This window comes from Cellulophaga lytica DSM 7489 (assembly GCF_000190595.1).
GTDB classification, from domain to species: Bacteria; Bacteroidota; Bacteroidia; order Flavobacteriales; family Flavobacteriaceae; genus Cellulophaga; species Cellulophaga lytica.
Window position 1 is genome coordinate 1,223,720 of record NC_015167.1, and the last position, 20,624, is coordinate 1,244,343.

Annotated in this window: 23 protein-coding genes; 18 read left to right on the plus strand and 5 right to left on the minus strand. The window is 32.2% G+C overall.

Translation table 11 applies throughout. The annotated features are described in order from the left end of the window. The first annotated feature begins 135 nt into the window (after nt 1–135). Nucleotides 136–912 carry a nitrilase family protein gene (locus tag CELLY_RS05505; RefSeq protein WP_013620669.1) on the plus strand — a complete coding sequence of 259 codons (777 nt, stop codon included), beginning with the start codon at nt 136–138 and terminating at the stop codon, nt 910–912. Here the strand turns inward: CELLY_RS05505 and CELLY_RS05510 are convergent. Next, nucleotides 902–2,512: an Ig-like domain-containing domain gene (locus tag CELLY_RS05510; RefSeq protein ID WP_013620670.1), complete on the minus strand. Its 1,611-nt coding sequence runs from the start codon at nt 2,510–2,512 to the stop codon at nt 902–904. The two genes, CELLY_RS05505 and CELLY_RS05510, sit on opposite strands and share 11 nt — an antisense overlap. A 47-nt stretch (nt 2,513–2,559) precedes the next feature. Beyond that, the gene (locus CELLY_RS05515; RefSeq protein WP_013620671.1) at nt 2,560–3,204 is read right to left on the minus strand and encodes a ComF family protein; all 645 of its coding nucleotides are present in this window, start codon (nt 3,202–3,204) and stop codon (nt 2,560–2,562) included. Nucleotides 3,205–3,289: 85 nt separating this feature from the next. Here CELLY_RS05515 and CELLY_RS05520 point away from each other — a divergent pair, with 85 nt between their 5' ends. Together CELLY_RS05520 and CELLY_RS05525 are read left to right on the plus strand one after the other, a co-directional pair. Next, nucleotides 3,290–4,186: a coiled-coil domain-containing protein gene (locus CELLY_RS05520; RefSeq protein ID WP_013620672.1), complete on the plus strand. Its 897-nt coding sequence runs from the start codon at nt 3,290–3,292 to the stop codon at nt 4,184–4,186. A gap of 36 nt (nt 4,187–4,222) precedes the next feature. Next, nucleotides 4,223–5,764 (plus strand): glycine--tRNA ligase, encoded by a 1,542-nt coding sequence (locus tag CELLY_RS05525; protein ID WP_013620673.1) that lies wholly within the window; start codon nt 4,223–4,225, stop codon nt 5,762–5,764. A 75-nt stretch (nt 5,765–5,839) separates the two neighbouring features. Here the strand turns inward: CELLY_RS05525 and CELLY_RS05530 are convergent, their stop codons facing one another. Beyond that, nucleotides 5,840–6,358, minus strand: a complete 519-nt coding sequence (locus CELLY_RS05530) for a hypothetical protein (RefSeq protein ID WP_013620674.1) — start codon at nt 6,356–6,358, stop codon at nt 5,840–5,842. A 126-nt stretch (nt 6,359–6,484) separates the two neighbouring features. Between CELLY_RS05530 and CELLY_RS05535 the strand changes: the two genes are divergently transcribed. Together CELLY_RS05535 and CELLY_RS05540 are read left to right on the plus strand one after the other, a co-directional pair. After that, complete coding sequence (locus CELLY_RS05535) at nt 6,485–7,249, plus strand: exodeoxyribonuclease III (RefSeq protein WP_013620675.1); 765 nt, start codon at nt 6,485–6,487, stop codon at nt 7,247–7,249. A 20-nt stretch (nt 7,250–7,269) separates the two neighbouring features. Continuing rightward, on the plus strand, nt 7,270–8,331 hold the full coding sequence (locus tag CELLY_RS05540; RefSeq protein WP_013620676.1) for an aldose epimerase family protein: 1,062 nt from the start codon (nt 7,270–7,272) through the stop codon (nt 8,329–8,331). 1 nt (nt 8,332) lies between these two features. Here CELLY_RS05540 and CELLY_RS05545 read toward each other — a convergent pair whose 3' ends face one another. After that, a complete protein-coding gene (locus CELLY_RS05545; RefSeq protein WP_013620677.1) occupies nt 8,333–9,901 on the minus strand; it encodes a SulP family inorganic anion transporter in 1,569 nt (522 codons plus the stop codon). Nucleotides 9,902–10,055: 154 nt separating this feature from the next. Between CELLY_RS05545 and mqo the strand changes: the two genes are divergently transcribed. Beyond that, entirely contained in the window at nt 10,056–11,537 is a 1,482-nt protein-coding gene (gene mqo / locus CELLY_RS05550) for a malate dehydrogenase (quinone) (protein WP_013620678.1), read from the plus strand. A gap of 74 nt (nt 11,538–11,611) precedes the next feature. Here the strand turns inward: mqo and CELLY_RS05555 are convergent, their stop codons facing one another. Then, nucleotides 11,612–12,532, minus strand: coding sequence for a hypothetical protein (locus tag CELLY_RS05555; RefSeq protein WP_013620679.1), 921 nt, complete (start codon nt 12,530–12,532; stop codon nt 11,612–11,614). Nucleotides 12,533–12,806: 274 nt separating this feature from the next. Between CELLY_RS05555 and CELLY_RS05560 the strand changes: the two genes are divergently transcribed. From CELLY_RS05560 to CELLY_RS05620, 12 genes are all read left to right on the plus strand, one after another. After that, complete coding sequence (locus CELLY_RS05560) at nt 12,807–13,808, plus strand: NAD(P)H-dependent glycerol-3-phosphate dehydrogenase (RefSeq protein ID WP_013620680.1); 1,002 nt, start codon at nt 12,807–12,809, stop codon at nt 13,806–13,808. 244 nt (nt 13,809–14,052) lie between these two features. After that, the gene (locus CELLY_RS05565; RefSeq protein WP_013620681.1) at nt 14,053–14,724 is read left to right on the plus strand and encodes a hypothetical protein; all 672 of its coding nucleotides are present in this window, start codon (nt 14,053–14,055) and stop codon (nt 14,722–14,724) included. A gap of 109 nt (nt 14,725–14,833) precedes the next feature. Further along, a complete protein-coding gene (locus CELLY_RS05570) occupies nt 14,834–15,421 on the plus strand; it encodes a hypothetical protein (protein ID WP_013620682.1) in 588 nt (195 codons plus the stop codon). 94 nt (nt 15,422–15,515) lie between these two features. Continuing rightward, the gene (locus tag CELLY_RS05575; protein ID WP_013620683.1) at nt 15,516–15,932 is read left to right on the plus strand and encodes a hypothetical protein; all 417 of its coding nucleotides are present in this window, start codon (nt 15,516–15,518) and stop codon (nt 15,930–15,932) included. A gap of 11 nt (nt 15,933–15,943) precedes the next feature. Beyond that, a complete protein-coding gene (locus tag CELLY_RS16645; protein WP_013620684.1) occupies nt 15,944–16,450 on the plus strand; it encodes a DUF2314 domain-containing protein in 507 nt (168 codons plus the stop codon). Nucleotides 16,451–16,466: 16 nt separating this feature from the next. Further along, entirely contained in the window at nt 16,467–17,048 is a 582-nt protein-coding gene (locus CELLY_RS05585; RefSeq protein ID WP_013620685.1) for a hypothetical protein, read from the plus strand. Nucleotides 17,049–17,085: 37 nt separating this feature from the next. Continuing rightward, the gene (locus tag CELLY_RS05590; RefSeq protein ID WP_013620686.1) at nt 17,086–17,865 is read left to right on the plus strand and encodes a HipA family kinase; all 780 of its coding nucleotides are present in this window, start codon (nt 17,086–17,088) and stop codon (nt 17,863–17,865) included. Further along, entirely contained in the window at nt 17,855–18,238 is a 384-nt protein-coding gene (locus CELLY_RS05595; RefSeq protein WP_013620687.1) for a DUF3037 domain-containing protein, read from the plus strand. Before CELLY_RS05590 ends, CELLY_RS05595 begins: the two co-directional genes overlap by 11 nt. 22 nt (nt 18,239–18,260) lie before the next feature. After that, nucleotides 18,261–18,839, plus strand: coding sequence for a hypothetical protein (locus CELLY_RS05600; protein WP_013620688.1), 579 nt, complete (start codon nt 18,261–18,263; stop codon nt 18,837–18,839). Nucleotides 18,840–19,094: 255 nt separating this feature from the next. Continuing rightward, nucleotides 19,095–19,691, plus strand: a complete 597-nt coding sequence (locus CELLY_RS05610) for a hypothetical protein (RefSeq protein WP_013620689.1) — start codon at nt 19,095–19,097, stop codon at nt 19,689–19,691. 43 nt (nt 19,692–19,734) lie between these two features. Next, entirely contained in the window at nt 19,735–20,193 is a 459-nt protein-coding gene (locus CELLY_RS05615; protein ID WP_013620690.1) for a hypothetical protein, read from the plus strand. 16 nt (nt 20,194–20,209) lie between these two features. Further along, complete coding sequence (locus CELLY_RS05620; RefSeq protein ID WP_013620691.1) at nt 20,210–20,623, plus strand: DnaJ-like cysteine-rich domain-containing protein; 414 nt, start codon at nt 20,210–20,212, stop codon at nt 20,621–20,623. Nucleotide 20,624 lies beyond the last annotated feature (1 nt).

The window sequence follows — 20,624 nt, forward strand, 5'->3', positions numbered from 1 at the left end:
ATTGTTTTAAGTTCTGCATTGTTTGCTGTTTTTGGTCTGATTAAATTACCTGTATAGGCACAAAAACCAATGCACTTTCTGTATTAAAAGTAGTACTTTTATGCTAGTACATCATCAGTTTAAAAAAATAATATAATGAGCTCTTACAACTCTTTGCATATTACACTAGTACAAACACCTATTGTTTGGGAAAACCCAGAAGAAAACAGAAATGTGTTATCAAACAAAATAAATGCAATAACCACTGCAACAGATCTAGTTATTTTACCCGAAATGTTTACCACTGGTTTTACAATGAACCCATCTAAAATTGCTAAAAGTGAGGGAGAAAAAACAAGAAACTGGATGCAAACTATTGCAAAAAGCAAACAAATAGCAATTACAGGTAGTATTCTATTTTATGAAAACAACACGTTTTACAACAGATTATTTTTTGTTTACCCTAACGGAACTTATGAAACCTACAATAAAAAACACACTTTTACACTGGCTGGTGAAGACAAGGTGTATAAAGCAGGTACCAAAAAGCTAATTGTAGATTATAAAGGATTTAAAATTTGCCCCTTAATTTGCTACGACTTAAGGTTTCCTGTATGGGCACGTAACACAGAAGATTATGACATATTACTTTATGTTGCAAATTGGCCAAAACAGCGTGTTACAGCTTGGGACACATTGCTTAAAGCTAGAGCTATAGAAAATATGAGCTATTGCATTGGTGTAAACAGAGTAGGTACAGACAACTCTGGATATGAGTACACTGGACATTCTGCTGCTTACGACGTACTTGGCAACCAAATTTGTTTTTCTAATGATGATGAAATTCTACACACTACAATTAACAAACAACACATAATTGATATGCGTAACAAATTAAAGTTTTTAGATGACAGAGATACTTTTACCTTGTAATTTGAAACGTAAGTGTTTCTTCCCAGTTAGCTCTTAAGTTTAATGCAGGTGAATAACTAACTCTTTCTGGAAATGTTTTTTGTAAATAATTACCTGTATCCCACTTTTGGTTTCCGTTGGTATCTTCTACTACTCTAACCTGGTATTCTCCTGGCTTAACATTTTTATACACAAAAGGTTTTGGCTCTGTAGCAAATTGCTCTCTTACAAGCTTACCAGAGCCATCTATTAATTGTACAATTACTGGGTAAGTTACCTCACCAGCCAAGTTTACAGTTAGTAAGCTATTTTCTGTGGGATCTACAAAAGAAACTCGGTATTGTATGGTATCATTTACAGCATTAAAAAAGTCTGTAATTGCCTCTGGTAATACTGTAATACTGTACTCGTTTTCTAATGGCACAACCATATCAAAATCTAACCTATTTTTTATAGTATCTAAACTAATTGGCACAAAAACAGGTAATGTATCTTTATCTACTATTTTTATTTTTGATGTGTCTATAGACTTAATTGGTGTATTGGCTGCAACCCAAAATTGGTTTTCTAAACTAATTCTTTTATTAGAAACAGCTGTAAATTTTAATGAGTCTGCAGGAAGTTTTCTTGTTTTAACAATAAATGTATCTAATGTTTTTTGGCGATTACTAACTACATTAAAAATTAAAGAGTCTGCCTCAAAAGGAGTAATCCAATAATTTAGAGTATCTTTTTCTAATTCTTTAGTTACTTTAGTTTTTACACTATCTGGCAAGTAACTTTTCTGAATAATTTCAACATCACTACCATCACCATTGTACCCAAATATTATTTTATTTTTTGATGCATAACTTGGTACAGACATAGAAAAATCTGACACCTCTTTAAACAAATCTAACACATAAATAGAATCTGTTGGTATTGTTATGTAGTGATCTAAAAAACCTATTTTATCTATACCCTGATCAAATGTATTGTTATTGCCTTCATCCTTTAATGCAAATAAAGCATACTCACCTTCTTTAAGGTTTTTTAATGAAAAAATATTGGTGCTATCTAATGTATTAGTTATGTAATAAGGTGGCTCTTTATAAATAGTAGAATCTGTATACGTACTGTCTACCTTGTACAGCATAACACTTACATACTCGTCTACCTTTTGTTTAAAAGCATCATTTACAACACCAGAAATACTTAAAGAATCTATATAATCTCCTGTAGAAAAAACATAACTTAAAAAACTACTTGGGTTTCCTTCGTTATTATCCTCAATACTTTGTCCAAAATTAAATGTGTAAGTTGTATTTGGTTTTAAAGTGTCTTTTATAGTAATTTCTATATACTTGCTAGCAGAACCCTGTGGCGTAATATCTGGCTGATATTTTAAAGGAGGAGATACAATAAGTTGCTTTTGTATATCTTTTAATTTTATATACTCATCAAACTCCAACCTAATAGTTTTAGATTTAAAATTTATGCTTTTATTAGCAGGTGTAGCCTTTATAAGCTCTGCAGGCGTAATATCTTTTGGTCCGCCAGACGGTGTTCCTCTTCTTGCACAATGCACCAATGCAAACACAACCAACACTAAAAAAAGTAAGCTAAAAATACGTCTTGCCATAACCTAAATATTAACGCAAAGTAACAACAATTTACACAAACATAAAACTATGGTACTACGGCAATTGTTGCTACATAAATTGTTACATTTTTTGCTTTATGTAATGCAGTAGCACAAGCTTCAATTGTAGCTCCGGTTGTTATTACATCATCAACCAATAAAATGGTTTTACCAGCCACATTTTCTTCATTAGTTAACTTGTATAAATCCTGATTTACTTTCCATCTAGAAAACCTATTTTTTTTAGTTAACGTTCTAGTATTAGCAGTTTTAAATAAAACATTTTCTTGGTAACTAGCATTAAAATGCAATGCCAATTCTTGCCCAAATAAGCTAACTTGGTTGTACCCTCTTTTTGTTAATTTTTTCTTATGTAGAGGTACGGGCACAACAATATCTATATCTAAACGTTCTTTAATTGACTGCGCATACCAGCGCCCAAAAAAGGTCCCTAGTTGTTGCTGATTTTTATATTTTAAATGATGAATTATGTTTTTTACCACCCCATTTTTTGTGAAAAATAAGAAAGAATTAACCTTTTTAACATTAATTCTGCCATAAAAAACACGGTCAATTGGGTTTTCATCGGTAAAATTGTACTCGGTAAGTGGTAATTCATTTCGACAAACGGTACAAATTAATCGTTCACCTTTACGCAAAGGTGTATTACATCCAAAACACCCTAAGGGCATTAGTATTTTATTGATATGATTTAGTATATTTGACAACTTATAATGTCCCAAATTTAACCCTACTTAAAATTACCTCCAACTTTTGATGGACTCACAAGATAACAATTTAAAATACAAAGTAATTATAGCTGCGCTTGCGGCCGTAATACTGGGTATATTAATTGCTTTTTATTACAGCAACGCACAGTCCAACAGTAATATAAGTTACCTGGAACGAGAAAAGAAAATGCTTACCGATAAGCTTGCCAATATGCAAGCTAACATAGAAAGTTTATCATCAGAAATAGAAGTAAATAAAATAGATTTAGATGTAGCAAACAATGATGTATCTAGATTATTAGACTCTATTGGGCAGTTAAATTTTGATAGTAAAAAATACGATCAAAACAAAAGAGATTTACGCAGGTGGCAACTTAAGTACGACAGTCTTAATATGAAATACAATGCCTTAAAATATAGCAATGTTGTTTTAAGCGAAACCGTACAAAATGCTAAAAAACGTGCAGAACAATACAAGGCTCAAGCACTTGCTGCTGCGCAGAATGAAGAAGACTTAAAAGATGCCAACAGCAAATTAAATAAAGAATTAAAAAATAAAACATATTTAAAAATTAGAAGCTCTGAGGCTCTAGCTTTTAGAGTGCGTAATGGTAGAGATATTAATACCAATAAAGCAAGTCTAATTTCTAAATTAAGAGCTTGCACTACCATTAGTGGCAACCCAAATGACATTAACATAGAAAAAAGGTTGTACTTACAATTTTTAGACCCTAACAAAAAAGTAATAGCTAACAATGCTAATATTATTAATGTAAAAGGTAATGAGTATAGCAAAGCTGTAGATATTATTTACACAGGTGTTAATGAAGAAATTTGTGAGCACATTAAGTTTCCTACAGGCGCTCTAAAGCCGGGTATGTATACTTTAAATGTTTTTGAAGAAGAAAAATTACTTTCTTCTATAGAATTTGAATTAAAATAATTCAATCTATTAACACTAAAGTTCTATTTTTGCCATATGGCAAATCAAGAAGACAAATTTAAAAAGGTTATATCTCACGCTAAGGAATACGGTTACGTTTTTCAATCTAGTGAAATATACGACGGTTTAAGTGCTGTATATGACTACGCACAAAACGGAGCAGAATTAAAAAACAACATTAAGCAATATTGGTGGAAAGCAATGGTGCAATTGCACGATAACATTGTTGGTATAGACTCTGCCATTTTTATGCACCCAACGGTTTGGAAAGCATCTGGACACGTAGATGCCTTTAACGACCCATTAATAGATAATAAAGATTCTAAAAAAAGGTACAGAGCAGATGTTTTAATTGAAGACTACTGTGCCAAATTAGAAAACAAAATAAATAAAGAAGTTACCAAAGCTGCTAAACGTTTTGGTGAAGCTTTTAATAAACAAGAATTTGTTACTACCAACCCACGCGTTTTAGGTTATCAAGAAAAAATTGATACTATTTTATCTAGAATGGGTAAGTCTTTAGAAAATGAAGATTTAGCAGACGTAAAGAGTTTAATTGAAGAATTAGATATTGTTTGCCCAGTATCTGGATCTAAAAACTGGACAGATGTTAAGCAGTTTAACTTAATGTTTGGCACCAAGCTAGGAGCTTCTGCAGACAGTGCTATGGATCTTTACTTAAGACCAGAAACAGCACAAGGTATATTTGTAAACTTTTTAAACGTACAGAAAACTGGACGTATGAAAATTCCTTTTGGTATTGCCCAAATAGGAAAAGCTTTTAGAAACGAGATTGTTGCAAGACAATTTATTTTTCGCCAAAGAGAATTTGAACAAATGGAAATGCAGTTTTTTGTGCGTCCTGGCACACAAAAAGAATGGTACGAGGCTTGGAAACAAAACCGTATTAAATGGCATTTATCTTTAGGTATAGGAGAAGACAATTACCGTTTTCATGACCATGATAAATTAGCACACTACGCAGATGCTGCCGCAGATATAGAATTTAAATTCCCGTTTGGCTTTAAAGAGCTTGAAGGTATACACTCTAGAACAGATTTTGATTTAAGTAGCCACGAAAAGCACTCTGGTAAAAAATTACAATATTTTGACCATGAAATTAACGAGAGCTATGTACCTTACGTGGTAGAAACATCTATAGGTTTAGACCGTATGTTTTTAGCTGTTTTCTCTAATTCTCTTATAGAAGAAGAATTAGAAAACGGATCTACAAGAACCGTTCTTAAGCTACCTGCTGTATTAGCACCAACAAAAGCTGCTATTTTACCTCTTGTTAAAAAAGATGGCTTACCAGATGTTGCTAAAGAAATTATAGAGGATTTAAAGTGGGATTTTAAAGTAATATATGATGAAAAAGATGCTGTTGGTCGTCGTTACAGAAGACAAGATGCCAACGGTACTCCGTTTTGTATTACAGTAGATCACCAAACTTTAGAAGACAAAACAGTAACTATACGTCACAGAGATACTATGGAGCAAAAACGTGTGGCTATAGCAGATTTAAAATCTATTATTAACGCAGAAGTATCTATGAAAGAATGGCTTAAAAAAATATAATTTTAAGTACTTATACAAAAAGAGCTCACTAAAGCATTTGCCAGTAGTGAGCTCTTTTTTTATGACTTTATTTTTTTAAAATCTAAACCCTACAGATAAACCTGCTCTAAAAATAAAATCGTCCTGAAATTCTTTAGGATTTATATTTCTACCAAAACCACCATTTAGCTCTAATGTAAAACGTTCGCTACGTGTTACCCACTTGTAACCACCACCTAAACCAAGAGCTACACCACTGTATTCTCCAACAATTCTAGAGCCCATATCATTGTATTTTTTTTCTCCCTTTAAATACAAACCAAAAGCTTCTGCAAAAGCGCCACTTCTAGGTAAATCTCCAAAGTAAGCCCTAAAGTTTGGTCCAAAACCAAAGCTACCATTGTAATCTTCACCGTCACCATCAAAATGAAGAATTGCACCAACACTAGTATCATCACCTAAAAAATACTCGTATCCAAATTCTACAGAAGTTGTTGCTAAAAACATACCAATGTTAAATTTAATTTCTTGATTTTTATCAAAATTAGAGTAAGCTTGAGCAAATGCCATTTTGGCTCCCAATAAAAATACTACTACTAATAATCCTTTTTTCATAATGTTAGTGTTTTCTATATCTCATTTTTCAATTGGCAAAAATAGAACTTTTTGTAAGAATCTCTGTCATTCATTTTTCATAGAACCCTTTGTTTTTTCTATTTTTAACCTTTATAATTACATATAATGAAAATAGTATCCTATAACGTTAACGGTATTCGCGCAGCAATTAATAAAGGTTTTATAGATTGGCTTACCGCTACAGACCCAGATGTTATATGCCTTCAGGAAATAAAAGCACTTAAAGAACAGTTAGATTTATCTTTGTTTGAAGAGGCTGGTTACAGCTATAACTATTGGTATAGCGCACAAAAAAAAGGCTACAGTGGTGTTGCTATTTTATCTAAAACAGAACCAGATAATGTTACCTACGGTACAGGTATAGATTATATGGATTTTGAAGGTAGAAATATTAGAGCAGATTTTGGAGATATTTCTATTATGAGTATGTATCTACCATCTGGTACAAATTTAGCTAGACTAGATTTTAAACTAAAATATATGGATGACTTTCAGAAATATATTAATGAATTAAAAAAAGACAAACCTAATATTATTGTAGTAGGCGACTATAATATATGTCATGAAGCTATAGATATTCATGATCCTGTACGCAATAAAAACGTATCTGGATTTTTACCTGTAGAGCGCGAGTGGATTGGAAATTTTATGGAAAGCGGATTTATAGATAGTTTTAGACACTTTAATAAAGAGCCACACAACTACTCTTGGTGGAGCTACAGAGCTAACGCAAGAAACAATAATAAAGGTTGGCGATTGGATTACGGTATGGTTAGCAAAACCTTAGAAAACCGCTTAAAAAGAGCTGTTATTTTAAAAGAAGCTAAGCACAGTGACCACTGTCCAATTTTAGTAGAACTAAAAAACTAAACACCTAAACCAACTTTTAAATGGCACCACAACTACTAAACCCAAAAGATTTTGAAGCCTTAATAAACGGTAAAAGAGTAGCGCTATACACTTTAAAAAATGCGCAAGGTTCTATTGCACAAATAACAAACTATGGCGGCACTTTAGCCTCATTATGGATAAAAGACAAAAACAATAATTTTAAAGATGTTGTTTTAGGATATAAATCTTTACACGAATACCAAACCAATCCTAATGCCTATTTTGGCAGTATTGTGGGTAGATATGCCAACAGAATTGCAAAGGGTAAATTTACACTAGACAACAAAACATACAATTTAGCTGTTAACAATGGTGAAAACCACTTACACGGTGGCACAACAGGTTTTGATGCTGTTGTTTGGGATGCTAAGCAACCTACCGGAGATACACTAGAATTAACCTACGTTTCTGCAGATATGGAAGAAGGTTACCCTGGTAACTTAGCGGTTAAAGTACAATACCACCTAACAGATAAAAATGCCATAAAAATTAAATATTGGGCAATTACCGATAAAACAACGGTTGTAAACCTAACAAACCACTCTTATTTTAATTTAAAAGGAGAAGGTAATGGCGACATTTTAGATCATAAACTACAAATTAATGCGTCTTCTTTTACAAGTGTAGACACAACTTGCATACCTACAGGAGAACTAACAGCTGTAGATGATACACCCTTGGATTTTAGAAAAGAAAAAACAATTGGCAAAGATATTAATGCAGATTATGAGCAGTTAATTATTGGTAATGGCTATGACCATAACTATGTTATAGACCAAAACACAACTTTAAATTTGGCCGCAACAGCAAAAGAAGCATCAACGGGTATTACTATGAATGTATACACTACAGAGCCAGGAGTGCAATTGTATACGGGTAATTTTATAAGTGACAAGCTAGTAGGTAAATCGGGTAAAAAATACCATCCTAGAGCTGCTTTTTGTTTAGAAACACAGCATTATCCAGATAGTCCTAACAAGCCTCAGTTTCCTACTGTGGTATTGCGTCCTAAAGAAGAATACCACAGCGTAACTTTATATAAATTTAGTGTAGCAAAATAGTTTACTTATTAGCAACTACTTTGTACGTTGGGTCTTCCATTACATTTACATCAATAATATCATCTGCATTACACAACAAACGTATACAATCTTTACTTAAATGTCTTAAGTGAACCTTTTTACCCACTTTAGCATAACGTTCTGTTATCTTATTTAAAGCTTCAATACCACTCATATCGGTAACCCTACTTTCTTTAAAGTCTATAATTACTTTATCTGGATCACCTTGTACGTCAAATTTTTCATTAAATAATGTGGTAGATCCAAAAAATAAAGGTCCGTATATCTCATAGTGCTTAACTCCGTCTTCATCTACATACTTTCTAGCTCTAATTCTCTTAGCACTTTCCCAAGCAAATACCAATGCAGAAATTATTACTCCTATTAATACAGCTAAAGCCAAATTATGTAAAAATACAGTGATTAAGGTAACCAATATCATTACAAAAATATCTGGTTTAGGCATTCTTCGTAAAGCCTTAAAGCTAGCCCACTCAAAAGTACCTACAGAAACCATTACCATAACACCAACCAATGCAGCTATTGGCACAAGCTCTATTACCGGCGCTCCAAACAATATAATAACCAATATAGTTAACGCAGCAATTATACCAGATAATCTTGCTCTTGAACCTGCAGATAAGTTTACTAAAGTTTGAGCAATCATAGGGCAACCACCCATTCCGCCAAAGAAACCGTTTAATATGTTTGCCCCACCTTGAGCTACACACTCTCTATTACTATTTCCTTTTGTTCCTGTAATTTCATCTACCAAGTTTAACGTAAGCAAACCTTCAGTTAAACCTACAGCTGCCATTATTAATCCGTAAGGTAAAATAATTTTAAAGGCTTCTAATGTAAACGGAATAGTAGGAATGTGAAAAGAAGGTAATGTACCACTAAGCGATTTTAGTGGCTCTCCTGGTAATGTATCTTGATTTATAATATCTACTACTTGTTTGGTTTCTATATTAAAAAAATACACTACTAAAAACACAACAATAATTCCTATTAATGAAGCTGGCACTGCCTTAGTAACCTTAGGAACAAAAACAATTATTGCTATTGTAAACAATACCAAACCTAGCATAGTATACAATGTCTCACCTGTTAGCCAAACTGCTGCATCTCCCACACCTGCCTTAAATTGGTCCATTTGAGCCATAAAAATAATTATAGCTAAACCATTAACAAACCCAAACATTACCGGCTGTGGAACCAAGCGTATAAACTTACCTAGTTTTAAAAGACCTATTATCATTTGAATAACACCTGCCAAAGCAACTGCTGCAAAAACATATTCTAAACCGTGAGAGTTCATTAACGCCATAAGGACTACTACGGTTGCACCAGCTCCACCAGAAATTAATCCTGGTCTACCGCCAAATATTGCTGTTACTAATCCCATAATAAAAGCACCATACAAACCTACTAAAGGCGAAAAACCGGCAAGAATAGCAAACATTAATGACTCTGGAATCATTGTCATTGCCACCGTTAATCCTGCTAAAATTTCATTTTTATAATCTACCTTCTGCTGGAAATCAAATAAATTTAAATACTTTTTCATTTTAGCCTATAAATTAAGGGCGCAAAAATAGTCTTTATTACGCTTTTAGAGAAATAAACTGTATAAAACTAAGAAACACACCTTAAAATTATAAAAATCTAACACTACTCACTACCAAAACGTTTCTTAGCTTTGTAGTAAACACAACTATACAATGGCAAAACAAGACTTTACACTTATAGGAGCTGGCATTATGAGCGCAACGCTTGGCGTTTTATTAAAACAACTAATACCAGATGCTAAAATAGCTATTTATGAACGTTTAGATAAAGTAGGCGCAGAAAGCTCTGATGCTTGGAACAACGCTGGCACTGGGCACTCTGCCTTTTGTGAGTTAAACTACACACCAGAAAATGAGCAAGGAGAAATAGATATTTCTAAGGCATTAAAAATTAGTGAATCTTTTGAGGTGTCTAAACAACTTTGGGCTTATTTGGTAAAAAACAATTTACTTCCTGCAGAAGATCCTTTTATTAATGACATTGACCATATGAGTTTTGTATGGGGTGATGAAAATTTAAACTTCTTAAGAAAAAGACACAAAGCACTTACAGCTTATCCTATTTTTAAAGATATGTTGCATTCTGAAAATTATGATGAAATTAAAGAATGGGTACCTTTAATGATGACAGGCCGTAGCAAAAACCAAACTATAGGAGCCACAAGAATGTCTATAGGTACAGATGTAAATTTTGGAACTATTACCAGAGGGATGATTGCCTATCTGCAGTCTTGTGATGGTGTAGAAGTATTTTTAGGTCACCAAGTAGAAGATATTGATGATAAAAAAGATGGCACTTGGGAAATAGAGGTTAAAGATTTACATACAGATAAAGAAAAAACAATAGAAAGTAATTTTGTGTTTATTGGTGCTGGTGGTGGCGCTTTAAAACTATTAGAAAAATCTGATATTCCTGAAGCAGATGGTTACGGTGGTTTTCCGGTGAGCGGACAGTTTTTAAAATGTAATAATCCTGAAGTTATTTTACAACACGAAGCCAAAGTATACGGCATGGCAGAAGTTGGCGCACCACCAATGTCTGTTCCGCATTTAGATACTAGAATGCTAAATGGCGTACGCTCTTTACTTTTTGGGCCATATGCTGGTTTTTCTACAAAATTTTTAAAAAATGGTTCTTATTTTGATTTACCACTGTCTATAGATGCCCATAATATTTTTCCTATACTTAGGGCTGGTTTACACAACATATCATTAACCAAATACTTAATAGAACAAGTTGTACAGTCGCCAGAAGAACGCTTTAAAGCATTAGAAAAGTACTACCCAAATGCTAAAATTGAAGACTGGGAGCTTATTACAGCTGGGCAACGTGTACAAATAATTAAAAAAGACGCCAAAGAAGGTGGCGTGCTTAAGTTTGGAACCGAGATTGTAACCAACAAAAACAAAACGTTGGCTGCTTTGCTTGGTGCATCACCAGGTGCATCTACATCTGTATCTATAATGTTATCTGTATTAAATCAATGTTTTCCAATGCAAGTAAAATCTAAAGCTTGGCAGCAAAAGTTAACAGAAATGATTCCGTCATTAGGACGTTCACTAATTACAGATGAAAAACTGTGTATAAACACAAGAAATTACACAACGGCTATTTTAAAATTAGAAGACCAATAAACATAAAAAAACCGCCTTAAACATACTACTGTTTAAGACAGTTTTACAACTAATAACCAACCTAAAAATTCTTTTTATTTTATACGCTGTCTCTTTACTGTTTTTACACTGTTAGTAGACTTTGTTCTTTTTTTATCTGTAGTAGATACATCACCTTTTAAGTATTGTATGTATCCTATTCCTGTAAATTCATAAACCGTGCCAGAATTTGGATGGTACAGTTCTATTGTACTATCATTAATAACATAAAACTCAAAATAATCATCACCCAAAAAATCATAATCTAGCTCTAGCAACTTTAAGGTTTCATCTCCTTCTACATCAAACACCTTATACTCACCTTCATAATCCCATTGTAAGTTTCTTGGTCTGGTACCATTATTATCTATAGATGACCTAAAAACATCGGCATTACCATCTGTAAAAAATTGCAAAAAGTTTTCTGCATCAAAATCATTTATAGCACCTTCTTTACTTGTGTATGTTTTTTCCCAAGCATCATATTCCTGTAAAAAGTATTTTAAATTATCATAAAAAACATAATCATAATCAAACGTACTTTGTCTGTACCCCCTTAAGTAGTATGATGTGTTTGTGACAACATCTAACAACTCTAATGTATTGCTATTTACCACATACACTTCTAGTGGCCACCTACCATCTACACTATGGTTTACTCGTATACCATCATTAAAAACATCATAATTACCAACATCTACACCATAGCCGCCACCGGTTTTACCAATACCAACAATATTATTATTAGCATACAAACGGCCATTGTTAAATGTTATAGTAAATGCACGTTGTAAAAAAGGAACTTCCCCGTTACCTTGTGTTGCGTTAATATCTACATACCAAAGGTCATATTTATGTATTGCGTGTTCTACAGAAAATCCTGGTTCTATAAAATCATCTTCTATTATTATTTCAGAATAGCATGATGAAACTAAGGTTCCCAATAACAGTAATCCTAATAGTAATTTTGTTTTCATAATAAAAAATGTATTGGTTCTGCCAAGTATAAAACAAAGGGCGTGCCAAAAATTTTAAATCGCTAATTTACAGATACATAAACATTTTAAACTTTACCTACGCTAACATTTTATAGATTAATAAAAACTAAATCTGCATAAAAAGTACTAATAAAATAGTATGTAAAATTAAGGTTGACAGTACCCTAAAGTTTTATTAAATTAAAGCTATAGAAGGCATAAATTTCTGCTTTCAATTAAATTTTATCTACTTTTGATTTTCTAAATTTATTTTATGAAGAATACTACAAAATTTGCTGTTTTGGGTGGTGGTAGCTGGGCTACTGCAATTGTAAAAATGCTTACTGAAAATGTAAGTACAGTAAATTGGTATATGCGTAATACAGATGCTATTGCACATATAAAAGAGCACTGTCACAACCCTAATTATATAAGCGCTGTTGAATTTAACCCACAACAACTAGCACTAACTGCAGATATTAATACTGCTATTGAAAATTCTGATGTGGTAATTTTTGCAATTCCGTCTGCTTTTTTAGTCACAGAACTACAAAAACTTACAGTGTCTTTAGAGAATAAAACTATATTTTCTGCTATTAAAGGTATTGTACCAGAAACAGGCTTAATTGTTGGTGAACATTTTAACCAAACCTATAATATACCATTAGAAAATATTGGTGTTATTGCTGGTCCTTGCCACGCAGAGGAAGTTGCCCTAGAGCGCTTGTCTTACTTAACTATTGCCTGCGCAGATGAGAAAAAAGCCAAATTGGTGGCTAAAAACTTAAGTAGCGATTATATAAAGACAAAAACATCTGACGATATTATTGGTACCGAGTATGCTGCCGTGCTTAAAAACATTTATGCTATTGCTGCTGGTATGGCTCACGGTTTGGGCTACGGAGACAATTTTCAGAGTGTGCTTATGAGTAATGCTATTAGAGAAATGAAACGTTTTATTAAACGTGTACACCATATGAAACGTAACATTAACAACTCTGCCTACCTTGGTGATTTGCTTGTTACTGGCTATTCTGTTTTTAGTAGAAACAGAATGTTTGGTAATATGATTGGTAAAGGATACACTGTTAAAAGTGCTATGATGGAAATGAGTATGGTTGCAGAGGGTTACTACGCCACTAAAAGTGCTCATTTAATTAATGAAAAACATAACAAAAAGTCTAAAACTCCTATTATAGACGCTGTTTATGCTATTTTGTATGATGGAAAAAATCCTAAAAAAGTATTTAATAATTTAACCGATAAATTAGACTAAAAGCTACCTTAACTAAGACTAAATTATATAAAGCTTGTTTTTATAGTAATTCTATGCAATTGCTCTAAAAACAAGCTTTTTTATTTGTGTATTTCTAAAAACAACATAAATTGTAAGAAATTGATTCGGTTTTTAAAAAAAAGAGAAAAGAATATAGAGGAGAGAATAGAGACCAAAATGAGAAATAAGAGTCAAGAATCAGGATACTAACAGCAATTATTCATAAAATAACAATACGCATTAAATGTCTTTAGAAGATAAAAATAGACTTATAAGAGAGGGACAAGCTCAATTAAAAAAAGGGATTTTTCCTAATCTTATTTTAGAGTCTATAAATGAGTCTAGACTAAGAAAGGATGTCGAAAAACAAATATTTAATCCGTCAGGAGAAAAATTTGATAATCTATCTAAAGAAGAACAAGACATAAAAAAAAGTAGGTTAGCTATTATTCTTAAATTTAATGACTACATACAGGCATTAAACATCTTTAAAAATGGTGCTTACTTGCTATTAATACTTGGAATTATAACTCTTGGAAGTGCGTTATTAAAAATAAACAACAATCATATCTTTGGCTTACTAACATTTATTAGTGGTCTTATTATTTTAATTGCTTCATCAAACAGAAAATTACTTTTAAAAACTACATTGTATATTGTAATTGCATATCTTGTATTTACCTTGTTAGAACTCATCATTTTTAAATTACCATCACCTTATATTTATGCCATAAGTAACAATGTTTTAGAAAACAGAAGAGGTGCTTTACCAAAAATTATTAATTTAATTAGTCCATTTGTATACCTCACAATAAGACTTTCCTTAGTTGTTTTTTTTATAGGCGCTTACTTAAAACAACAAAGTTTTTTTAAAATAAAAAGTAAATATGAGCTGGGAATAAGGAGCCATAGCTAAGATGTAAAACTTTTTAAAATTGAAAATAGAGAAGAGATAAAAGAGTCAAGAATCAAGACTTGAGAATTATAAAATAGACCAAAACAAATAACCAAAGACCAACAAACCTATGAAAAAAGTAAAATCTGTTTTATACAGAATTGTATTTATTATTGTATTTTCTTTCCTAGCAAAATCTTGTGTTAGCGACTATATTTACGAAGGCGACAAAGATAAAATTGCAGAACGCCAACAAATGTTAGATGATAACACTTTTGTTATGGCAGACTTATCTAACGAGTATACAGAAACCACTCTGGCTAGGGTTATAAAAATGTATAAATTTAATTACTCTTTTACTGTTGATGGACGGACTTATGCTGATGAAATTTTGTTAACTACACTACCTAACTTCCCTCAACTAAAACTATACTATTTAAAAGAAAACCCTAATATAGTTTCTGAAGACCCACAAGCAGATATTGATACCGAAAATAAAAAAGGGAAATCTGTTACAGACCTTATTTTTGGTATTGTATGGGGAATTTTAGCGCTGCTTATGGTACTCTCATTTTTTGGAGGTAAACAAGCTCCAGAACCTAAAGTAGTACAAGAAGCTAAAAAACCAATTGCTACTAATACAGATACACGTTCTGCAGAACAAAAAGAACAAGACCGTAAAGCCAAAGAAGACCCTAATAGGTTTTTACCTAAGTAAATGGAGAGACAAGATCGTTTAAAGGAGAAAATAGAGAAGAGATAAAAGAGTCAAGAACCAAAACTTGAGAATTATAAAAAAGAACTATAAAACTATGGATCAGAAAATAAAAACATTAAAAATTATTCACTTAGCTATAACCTTTGGGATTGTTGCTATTTATTTTACTTTAGGAGATATTACGGCTTTAAAAAGTTTTAAAGTACCTGCTTTAGATGCGTCTTCAGTTGTATTTTTAGCACTACCGCTAATTGCTGTTTTTGCTAGTAATTTTGTATTTAAAAACACCCTAAAACAAGCCAAGGACATTAAAGAGCTCGAAGACAAATTTGGTGTGTACCAAACTGCATCAATTATAAGATGGGCAATTTTAGAGGGTGCTGCTTTTATCATTCTATTTCTTAAACCAGACTTTATGCTTTTTGGACTTTTAATTATACTGTATATGGTATTTTTAAGTCCTACTTTAGATAAAATAAAAAACGATTTTGAAAGCGTACGCATAAAATAATTAAAAACAATATGAAAAAAATCTTAACTATTACAGCTATTATTATTCTTTCAATTACTTCTTGTAAAGAGAACTCTTCTTCTAAAATTGAACGTGAAGGCGAGCCAGATGTAATGAATGTAGCTAATGAAAATATTGCAATGAACCAAGCCATTGCAGAAGCAAACAAAACATTATCTAATTTCAAAAGTGCTATACAAAGCAATAACAAAAACTATCAAGGTTTTACGCTTAAACAAAAGTTTACAGATACAGAAGGCAATTCAGAGCACATATGGATACAAGACGTTACTTTTAATAACAATAAATTTAAAGGTATTGTTGGTAATAAACCACTATACGAGATTAATGTAAAATACGGAGATACTATTGTGGTAGACGAGTCTAATATTAGTGATTGGATGTATTTTGATGGTAAAGTAACAAAAGGCGCATACACTATTAAAGTGCTACGTGACCAAATGTCTTCAGAAGAACAAAAGCAGTTTGACATACAAAGCGGATTACTATTTGAATAACTAGCTAAAAAACAATATGAAAAAAACACTAGCCATTACAACTCTTATTTTACTAACTATTACAAGTTGTAAAACAGACCAAGAGCAAAAAGTAAGCAATTTATCTAACCTATATTCAGTAGATGGTTTTATAGATTTCCCGTTTACTATTACCAACACTAAAGAAGATAAAGACTATTACCAATACACCATTAAGGCCACTGTAGATAATGACACTATTGGTATGTTGGTTTCTTTAAAAAAAGATATTAAAGCTGGTTTTGTAAATGGTGAGCCAAAAAATATGTTTGTAGATAATGGTATTAAATTTACATCTATTGGAGAGCAAAGCAACAGATTATTAAACTTTATGCGTAAAAAATATAATTTACCTGCTAAAGACTATGCGTTAAAACAAGAACAAATTTTTACTTGCGCTAACCTTAATCAAGATGCTGTAAATTACAAAAATGGCAGTAGTAGATTTAAAATATTTTTAGAGGACGATGAAGAAAATGCAGAGCTTTTTGTAAACTTCAATTTTTTACTAAACACCATTGGTTTAAACGAAAAAGACAACTTGTACAGACCACAATTAGTACGTTTGCTAAGCAAATAATAACCATACAACTTGTAAATTTTAGTACCTTAGATGTATGAACAAATTAGACGTTAGAACCGTAAACGTTGTACAGTATGTGCAACCTTTACGAGAAGGTGGTTCTTTACCTGCTATTGTTAAAGCAGATGATGATTTCCTTTATGTTTTAAAATTTAGAGGCGCTGGCCAAGGCACAAAAGCACTTATTGCCGAGTTTATTGGTGGCGAGCTTGCACGTGCTATTGGACTAAAAGTACCTGAGTTGGTATTTGCTAACCTAGACGACTCATTTAGCAAAACAGAACCCGACGAAGAAATTCAGGATTTACTAAAATTTAGTGTTGGTTTAAATCTAGGGCTACACTATTTATCTAGCGCTATAACTTTTGATCCGTTGGTAACTACCGTAGATGCAAAAACCGCTTCTAAAGTGGTACTACTAGACAGTATTATTAGCAACATAGACCGTACTGCAAAAAACACCAACTTACTTATTTGGAACCAAGAGTTGTGGATTATAGACAATGGTGCTAGCTTTTATTTTCATCATAACTGGCCTTTGTGGAAAAACCACTTAACCAGAACCTTTCCGTTAATAAAAGACCACGTATTATTGCCACAGGCTACAGAACTAGATTATGCAAAACAAGAAATTACAAGTAAAATTACACCGCAAATTATAAAAAACATCACCAACAGTATACCAGAAGATTGGCTTATAAACCAAACCGATTCTTTAACTCCTGCGCAAATGAGAGCTGCCTACACCACCTATTTAAATGCAAAATTGGGTATGGTAGATGCGCTAATAAATGAAGCTAAAGATGCAAGATAAAGTTACGTTTGAATATGCCGTTATACGCATTGTACCCAAAGTAGAACGCGAAGAATTTTTTAACATTGGCGTTATTTTATTTAGTAAACGAAAAAAATTTTTAGGTGTAAAATACCATATAGACCGTACTAAACTAGAAGCTTTTTGTAAGGAGCTCAACTATAATTTGCTAGAAGATTACCTAAAAGCTTGGGAACTGGTTTGCAAAGGTGAGCCTGCAGGCGGACCAATTGGCAAGTTAGAACTATCTGACAGGTTTAGGTGGTTGGCAGCCTCTAGAAGCACCGTTATACAAAGCTCTAAAACACACCCTGGTTTGTGCAACAACCCAGAAGAAACCTTAGAAAAATTATTTGCTACTTACGTATTGTAGCAACCAACAAAACCCTATAAAAATGACCAACATTAAACAATACACAAAAAGCATTTTTTTACTATTGGTAACGGCAGTTATAGTACAGTCTTGCAATATAGAAACCACTTATGAGACAGTTAACGTTAAAAACAGATTTTCAATTGTTTTACCTTCTTTTTTAACCAAAACCAATGACTTAAATGATGATGCAACACTACAGTACCAAAATGAAAGAAGAGAATTTTATATAGCAGTAATAGAAGAATCTTTTGAGGAAGTAGAGACTGCTATTGAATATTATGAAGAAGAAGAAAATATAGCTTACAAAAATACGCTAGTAGATTATAAAAAAATGACACTAGACGATTATAAAACACAGCTTACAAATGCAGAAATGTTTAATACAAAAGACACTGTAGTTAATAATATGCAAGCAATTACCACGCATTTAAGAGGAACAATTAACGGCGTAGACATTTTTTACTCTATAGGTATTTTTAAAGGTAAAACAAGATATTACCAAGCAAACAGTTGGACGTTGGCAAGTAATGAAAATTTGTATAAAAATGAATTAGATAAAATTATTTACTCTATAAAAGAAGTAGAAGAAACAGAGTAACTTTTACCCATTTACCATAAAAAATTAAGCCTTTGCTTTTTAGACAAACCTCTAAAAAGCAAAGGTTTTTGTTTGTTTTAGAGTTAGTTACAACAGCATACAAAAAACCACAACTACCAAATACCCTTAAAAAACTACAAAGTATACACTATTACATACCATTTACGGAAATCTGTTTTTTTGGTAAAGAGGAAGGGAGTAAATTGATTACAGTTTAAGAAGATTAAGCAAATACTACTCTCCAAAGTTAGTAATATGAAAAAGACAATTACATTAATTATATTCATCCTAATATCAACCCTTTCTAACTCTCAAGATATAGAGGGCTTATCAAAAAAGAAAATAGATTTAACTGTAAAAAAATATGCTTTACTCATTGAAAAAAAAGCTATTGAAAATCAAATAGATTCAATTACAAACAACATACTTATCATTGAAGACAAAATTGCGATTCAGGAACTAAAAACTAACGCAATAAAAACCTCATTAAAAAGAAATTTTAATTTTTACGAACTTCCAAGTGAAAAAACAAGAATACTGGAATCTATAAATCAAAAAAAACAACTTTATCTAATAGAATACTATGAATATGGTGAATATTACAAAGCTATTTACAATAATAAAATTGGTTATATAAAAGAATCAGATATTATAAATAACAAAGCAATTAAAGCGCTAAAAAAAAAGCCCTCAACAAACCCAAACACTCCTTCTTCTCAAAGTAAGCCTTCATACAATAAAGGGTTCAATTCATCTAGAAGTAGTGTAATATCTACTTGTGGCGCTCTCACTAAATCTGGTGGTTATTGTAAAAGAAAAGTAAAAGGAGGAGGTCACTGCTACCAGCATTAAAAATTGTACCTACCACAAACTTTCATATCTTTAAAAGAAAAAAATGGCGAGTGATACAGAAATTAAATTATCATCTAACTGGACCAACCTTGGTTTGTACTTGGGTACAATTGTAGTATTCATAATGATTCCAATTTTAGCAAAAGTTACCCAAGATCAAGATTTTCATATGGGTATGATTGTAGCTGCTGCTGTTTTTATAGCGCTTATTGGGTTTATTGTGTACCAATTTATGTACATCTGTGATGCTCGTGTAATTGGAGACAAACTAGTGTTAAAAAAGAAGTTTAGAGCAGCTAAACACTACCCGTTTGATAAAATAGGATATCCAAAGTCTTTTCATTTAAAAAGATCTAAATACACTATTGTAGAAATGCAAAACGAAGACAAAAGTCAAGAGAAATACCTAATAATGAACAATAGATCTTTACTTTCTTTTGAGAGTAAAGACGCAGAGCAAACTCTTATTGATCTTAGAAATATGGCAATGCGTAGTAAGTAATAAAAATAACCCTGTTATGGCATATAAAACCTGTAATGCTTGTTCTGGTACTGGACAAAAAACTTTTGTAGGTGGTACACACGCTACCACAGAACATTGTAACGCTTGTGATGGCACAGGTAATATTAGAATAGCAGACCCTATACAGCCGCCACCACCAAAACCTCCTACAACTTCGGGTACGGATAAAACTGGTCCTAAACCAAACAAAAACACTAAATTTATTAAGCTTGCTATAAGTACAATTGCTTTTATTTTTGGCTACTGGATAACTTTAGAGCATTTTACAGATACGTTTTACATAGCTGCTGCTATAGGTTTAATTTGCTTTTTTTTAGTGTACCGTTGGTTTTACTTTTTTATGACAGCCCTAACTATAACCATCATTATTTTTGCCATCTGGGGAGAAAAAATATTGTCTTTCTTTTAAA

Excerpts from the sequence above, each read along its gene's own strand:
- CELLY_RS05505 (WP_013620669.1), top strand. The coding sequence starts at position 136 with ATGAGCTCTTACAACTCTTTGCATATTACACTAGTACAAACACCTATT.
- CELLY_RS05510 (WP_013620670.1), bottom strand. The coding sequence starts at position 2,512 with ATGGCAAGACGTATTTTTAGCTTACTTTTTTTAGTGTTGGTTGTGTTT.
- CELLY_RS05515 (WP_013620671.1), bottom strand. The coding sequence starts at position 3,204 with ATGCCCTTAGGGTGTTTTGGATGTAATACACCTTTGCGTAAAGGTGAA.
- CELLY_RS05520 (WP_013620672.1), top strand. The coding sequence starts at position 3,290 with ATGGACTCACAAGATAACAATTTAAAATACAAAGTAATTATAGCTGCG.
- CELLY_RS05525 (WP_013620673.1), top strand. The coding sequence starts at position 4,223 with ATGGCAAATCAAGAAGACAAATTTAAAAAGGTTATATCTCACGCTAAG.
- CELLY_RS05530 (WP_013620674.1), bottom strand. The coding sequence starts at position 6,358 with ATGAAAAAAGGATTATTAGTAGTAGTATTTTTATTGGGAGCCAAAATG.
- CELLY_RS05535 (WP_013620675.1), top strand. The coding sequence starts at position 6,485 with ATGAAAATAGTATCCTATAACGTTAACGGTATTCGCGCAGCAATTAAT.
- CELLY_RS05540 (WP_013620676.1), top strand. The coding sequence starts at position 7,270 with ATGGCACCACAACTACTAAACCCAAAAGATTTTGAAGCCTTAATAAAC.
- CELLY_RS05545 (WP_013620677.1), bottom strand. The coding sequence starts at position 9,901 with ATGAAAAAGTATTTAAATTTATTTGATTTCCAGCAGAAGGTAGATTAT.
- mqo (WP_013620678.1), top strand. The coding sequence starts at position 10,056 with ATGGCAAAACAAGACTTTACACTTATAGGAGCTGGCATTATGAGCGCA.
- CELLY_RS05555 (WP_013620679.1), bottom strand. The coding sequence starts at position 12,532 with ATGAAAACAAAATTACTATTAGGATTACTGTTATTGGGAACCTTAGTT.
- CELLY_RS05560 (WP_013620680.1), top strand. The coding sequence starts at position 12,807 with ATGAAGAATACTACAAAATTTGCTGTTTTGGGTGGTGGTAGCTGGGCT.
- CELLY_RS05565 (WP_013620681.1), top strand. The coding sequence starts at position 14,053 with ATGTCTTTAGAAGATAAAAATAGACTTATAAGAGAGGGACAAGCTCAA.
- CELLY_RS05570 (WP_013620682.1), top strand. The coding sequence starts at position 14,834 with ATGAAAAAAGTAAAATCTGTTTTATACAGAATTGTATTTATTATTGTA.
- CELLY_RS05575 (WP_013620683.1), top strand. The coding sequence starts at position 15,516 with ATGGATCAGAAAATAAAAACATTAAAAATTATTCACTTAGCTATAACC.
- CELLY_RS16645 (WP_013620684.1), top strand. The coding sequence starts at position 15,944 with ATGAAAAAAATCTTAACTATTACAGCTATTATTATTCTTTCAATTACT.
- CELLY_RS05585 (WP_013620685.1), top strand. The coding sequence starts at position 16,467 with ATGAAAAAAACACTAGCCATTACAACTCTTATTTTACTAACTATTACA.
- CELLY_RS05590 (WP_013620686.1), top strand. The coding sequence starts at position 17,086 with ATGAACAAATTAGACGTTAGAACCGTAAACGTTGTACAGTATGTGCAA.
- CELLY_RS05595 (WP_013620687.1), top strand. The coding sequence starts at position 17,855 with ATGCAAGATAAAGTTACGTTTGAATATGCCGTTATACGCATTGTACCC.
- CELLY_RS05600 (WP_013620688.1), top strand. The coding sequence starts at position 18,261 with ATGACCAACATTAAACAATACACAAAAAGCATTTTTTTACTATTGGTA.
- CELLY_RS05610 (WP_013620689.1), top strand. The coding sequence starts at position 19,095 with ATGAAAAAGACAATTACATTAATTATATTCATCCTAATATCAACCCTT.
- CELLY_RS05615 (WP_013620690.1), top strand. The coding sequence starts at position 19,735 with ATGGCGAGTGATACAGAAATTAAATTATCATCTAACTGGACCAACCTT.
- CELLY_RS05620 (WP_013620691.1), top strand. The coding sequence starts at position 20,210 with ATGGCATATAAAACCTGTAATGCTTGTTCTGGTACTGGACAAAAAACT.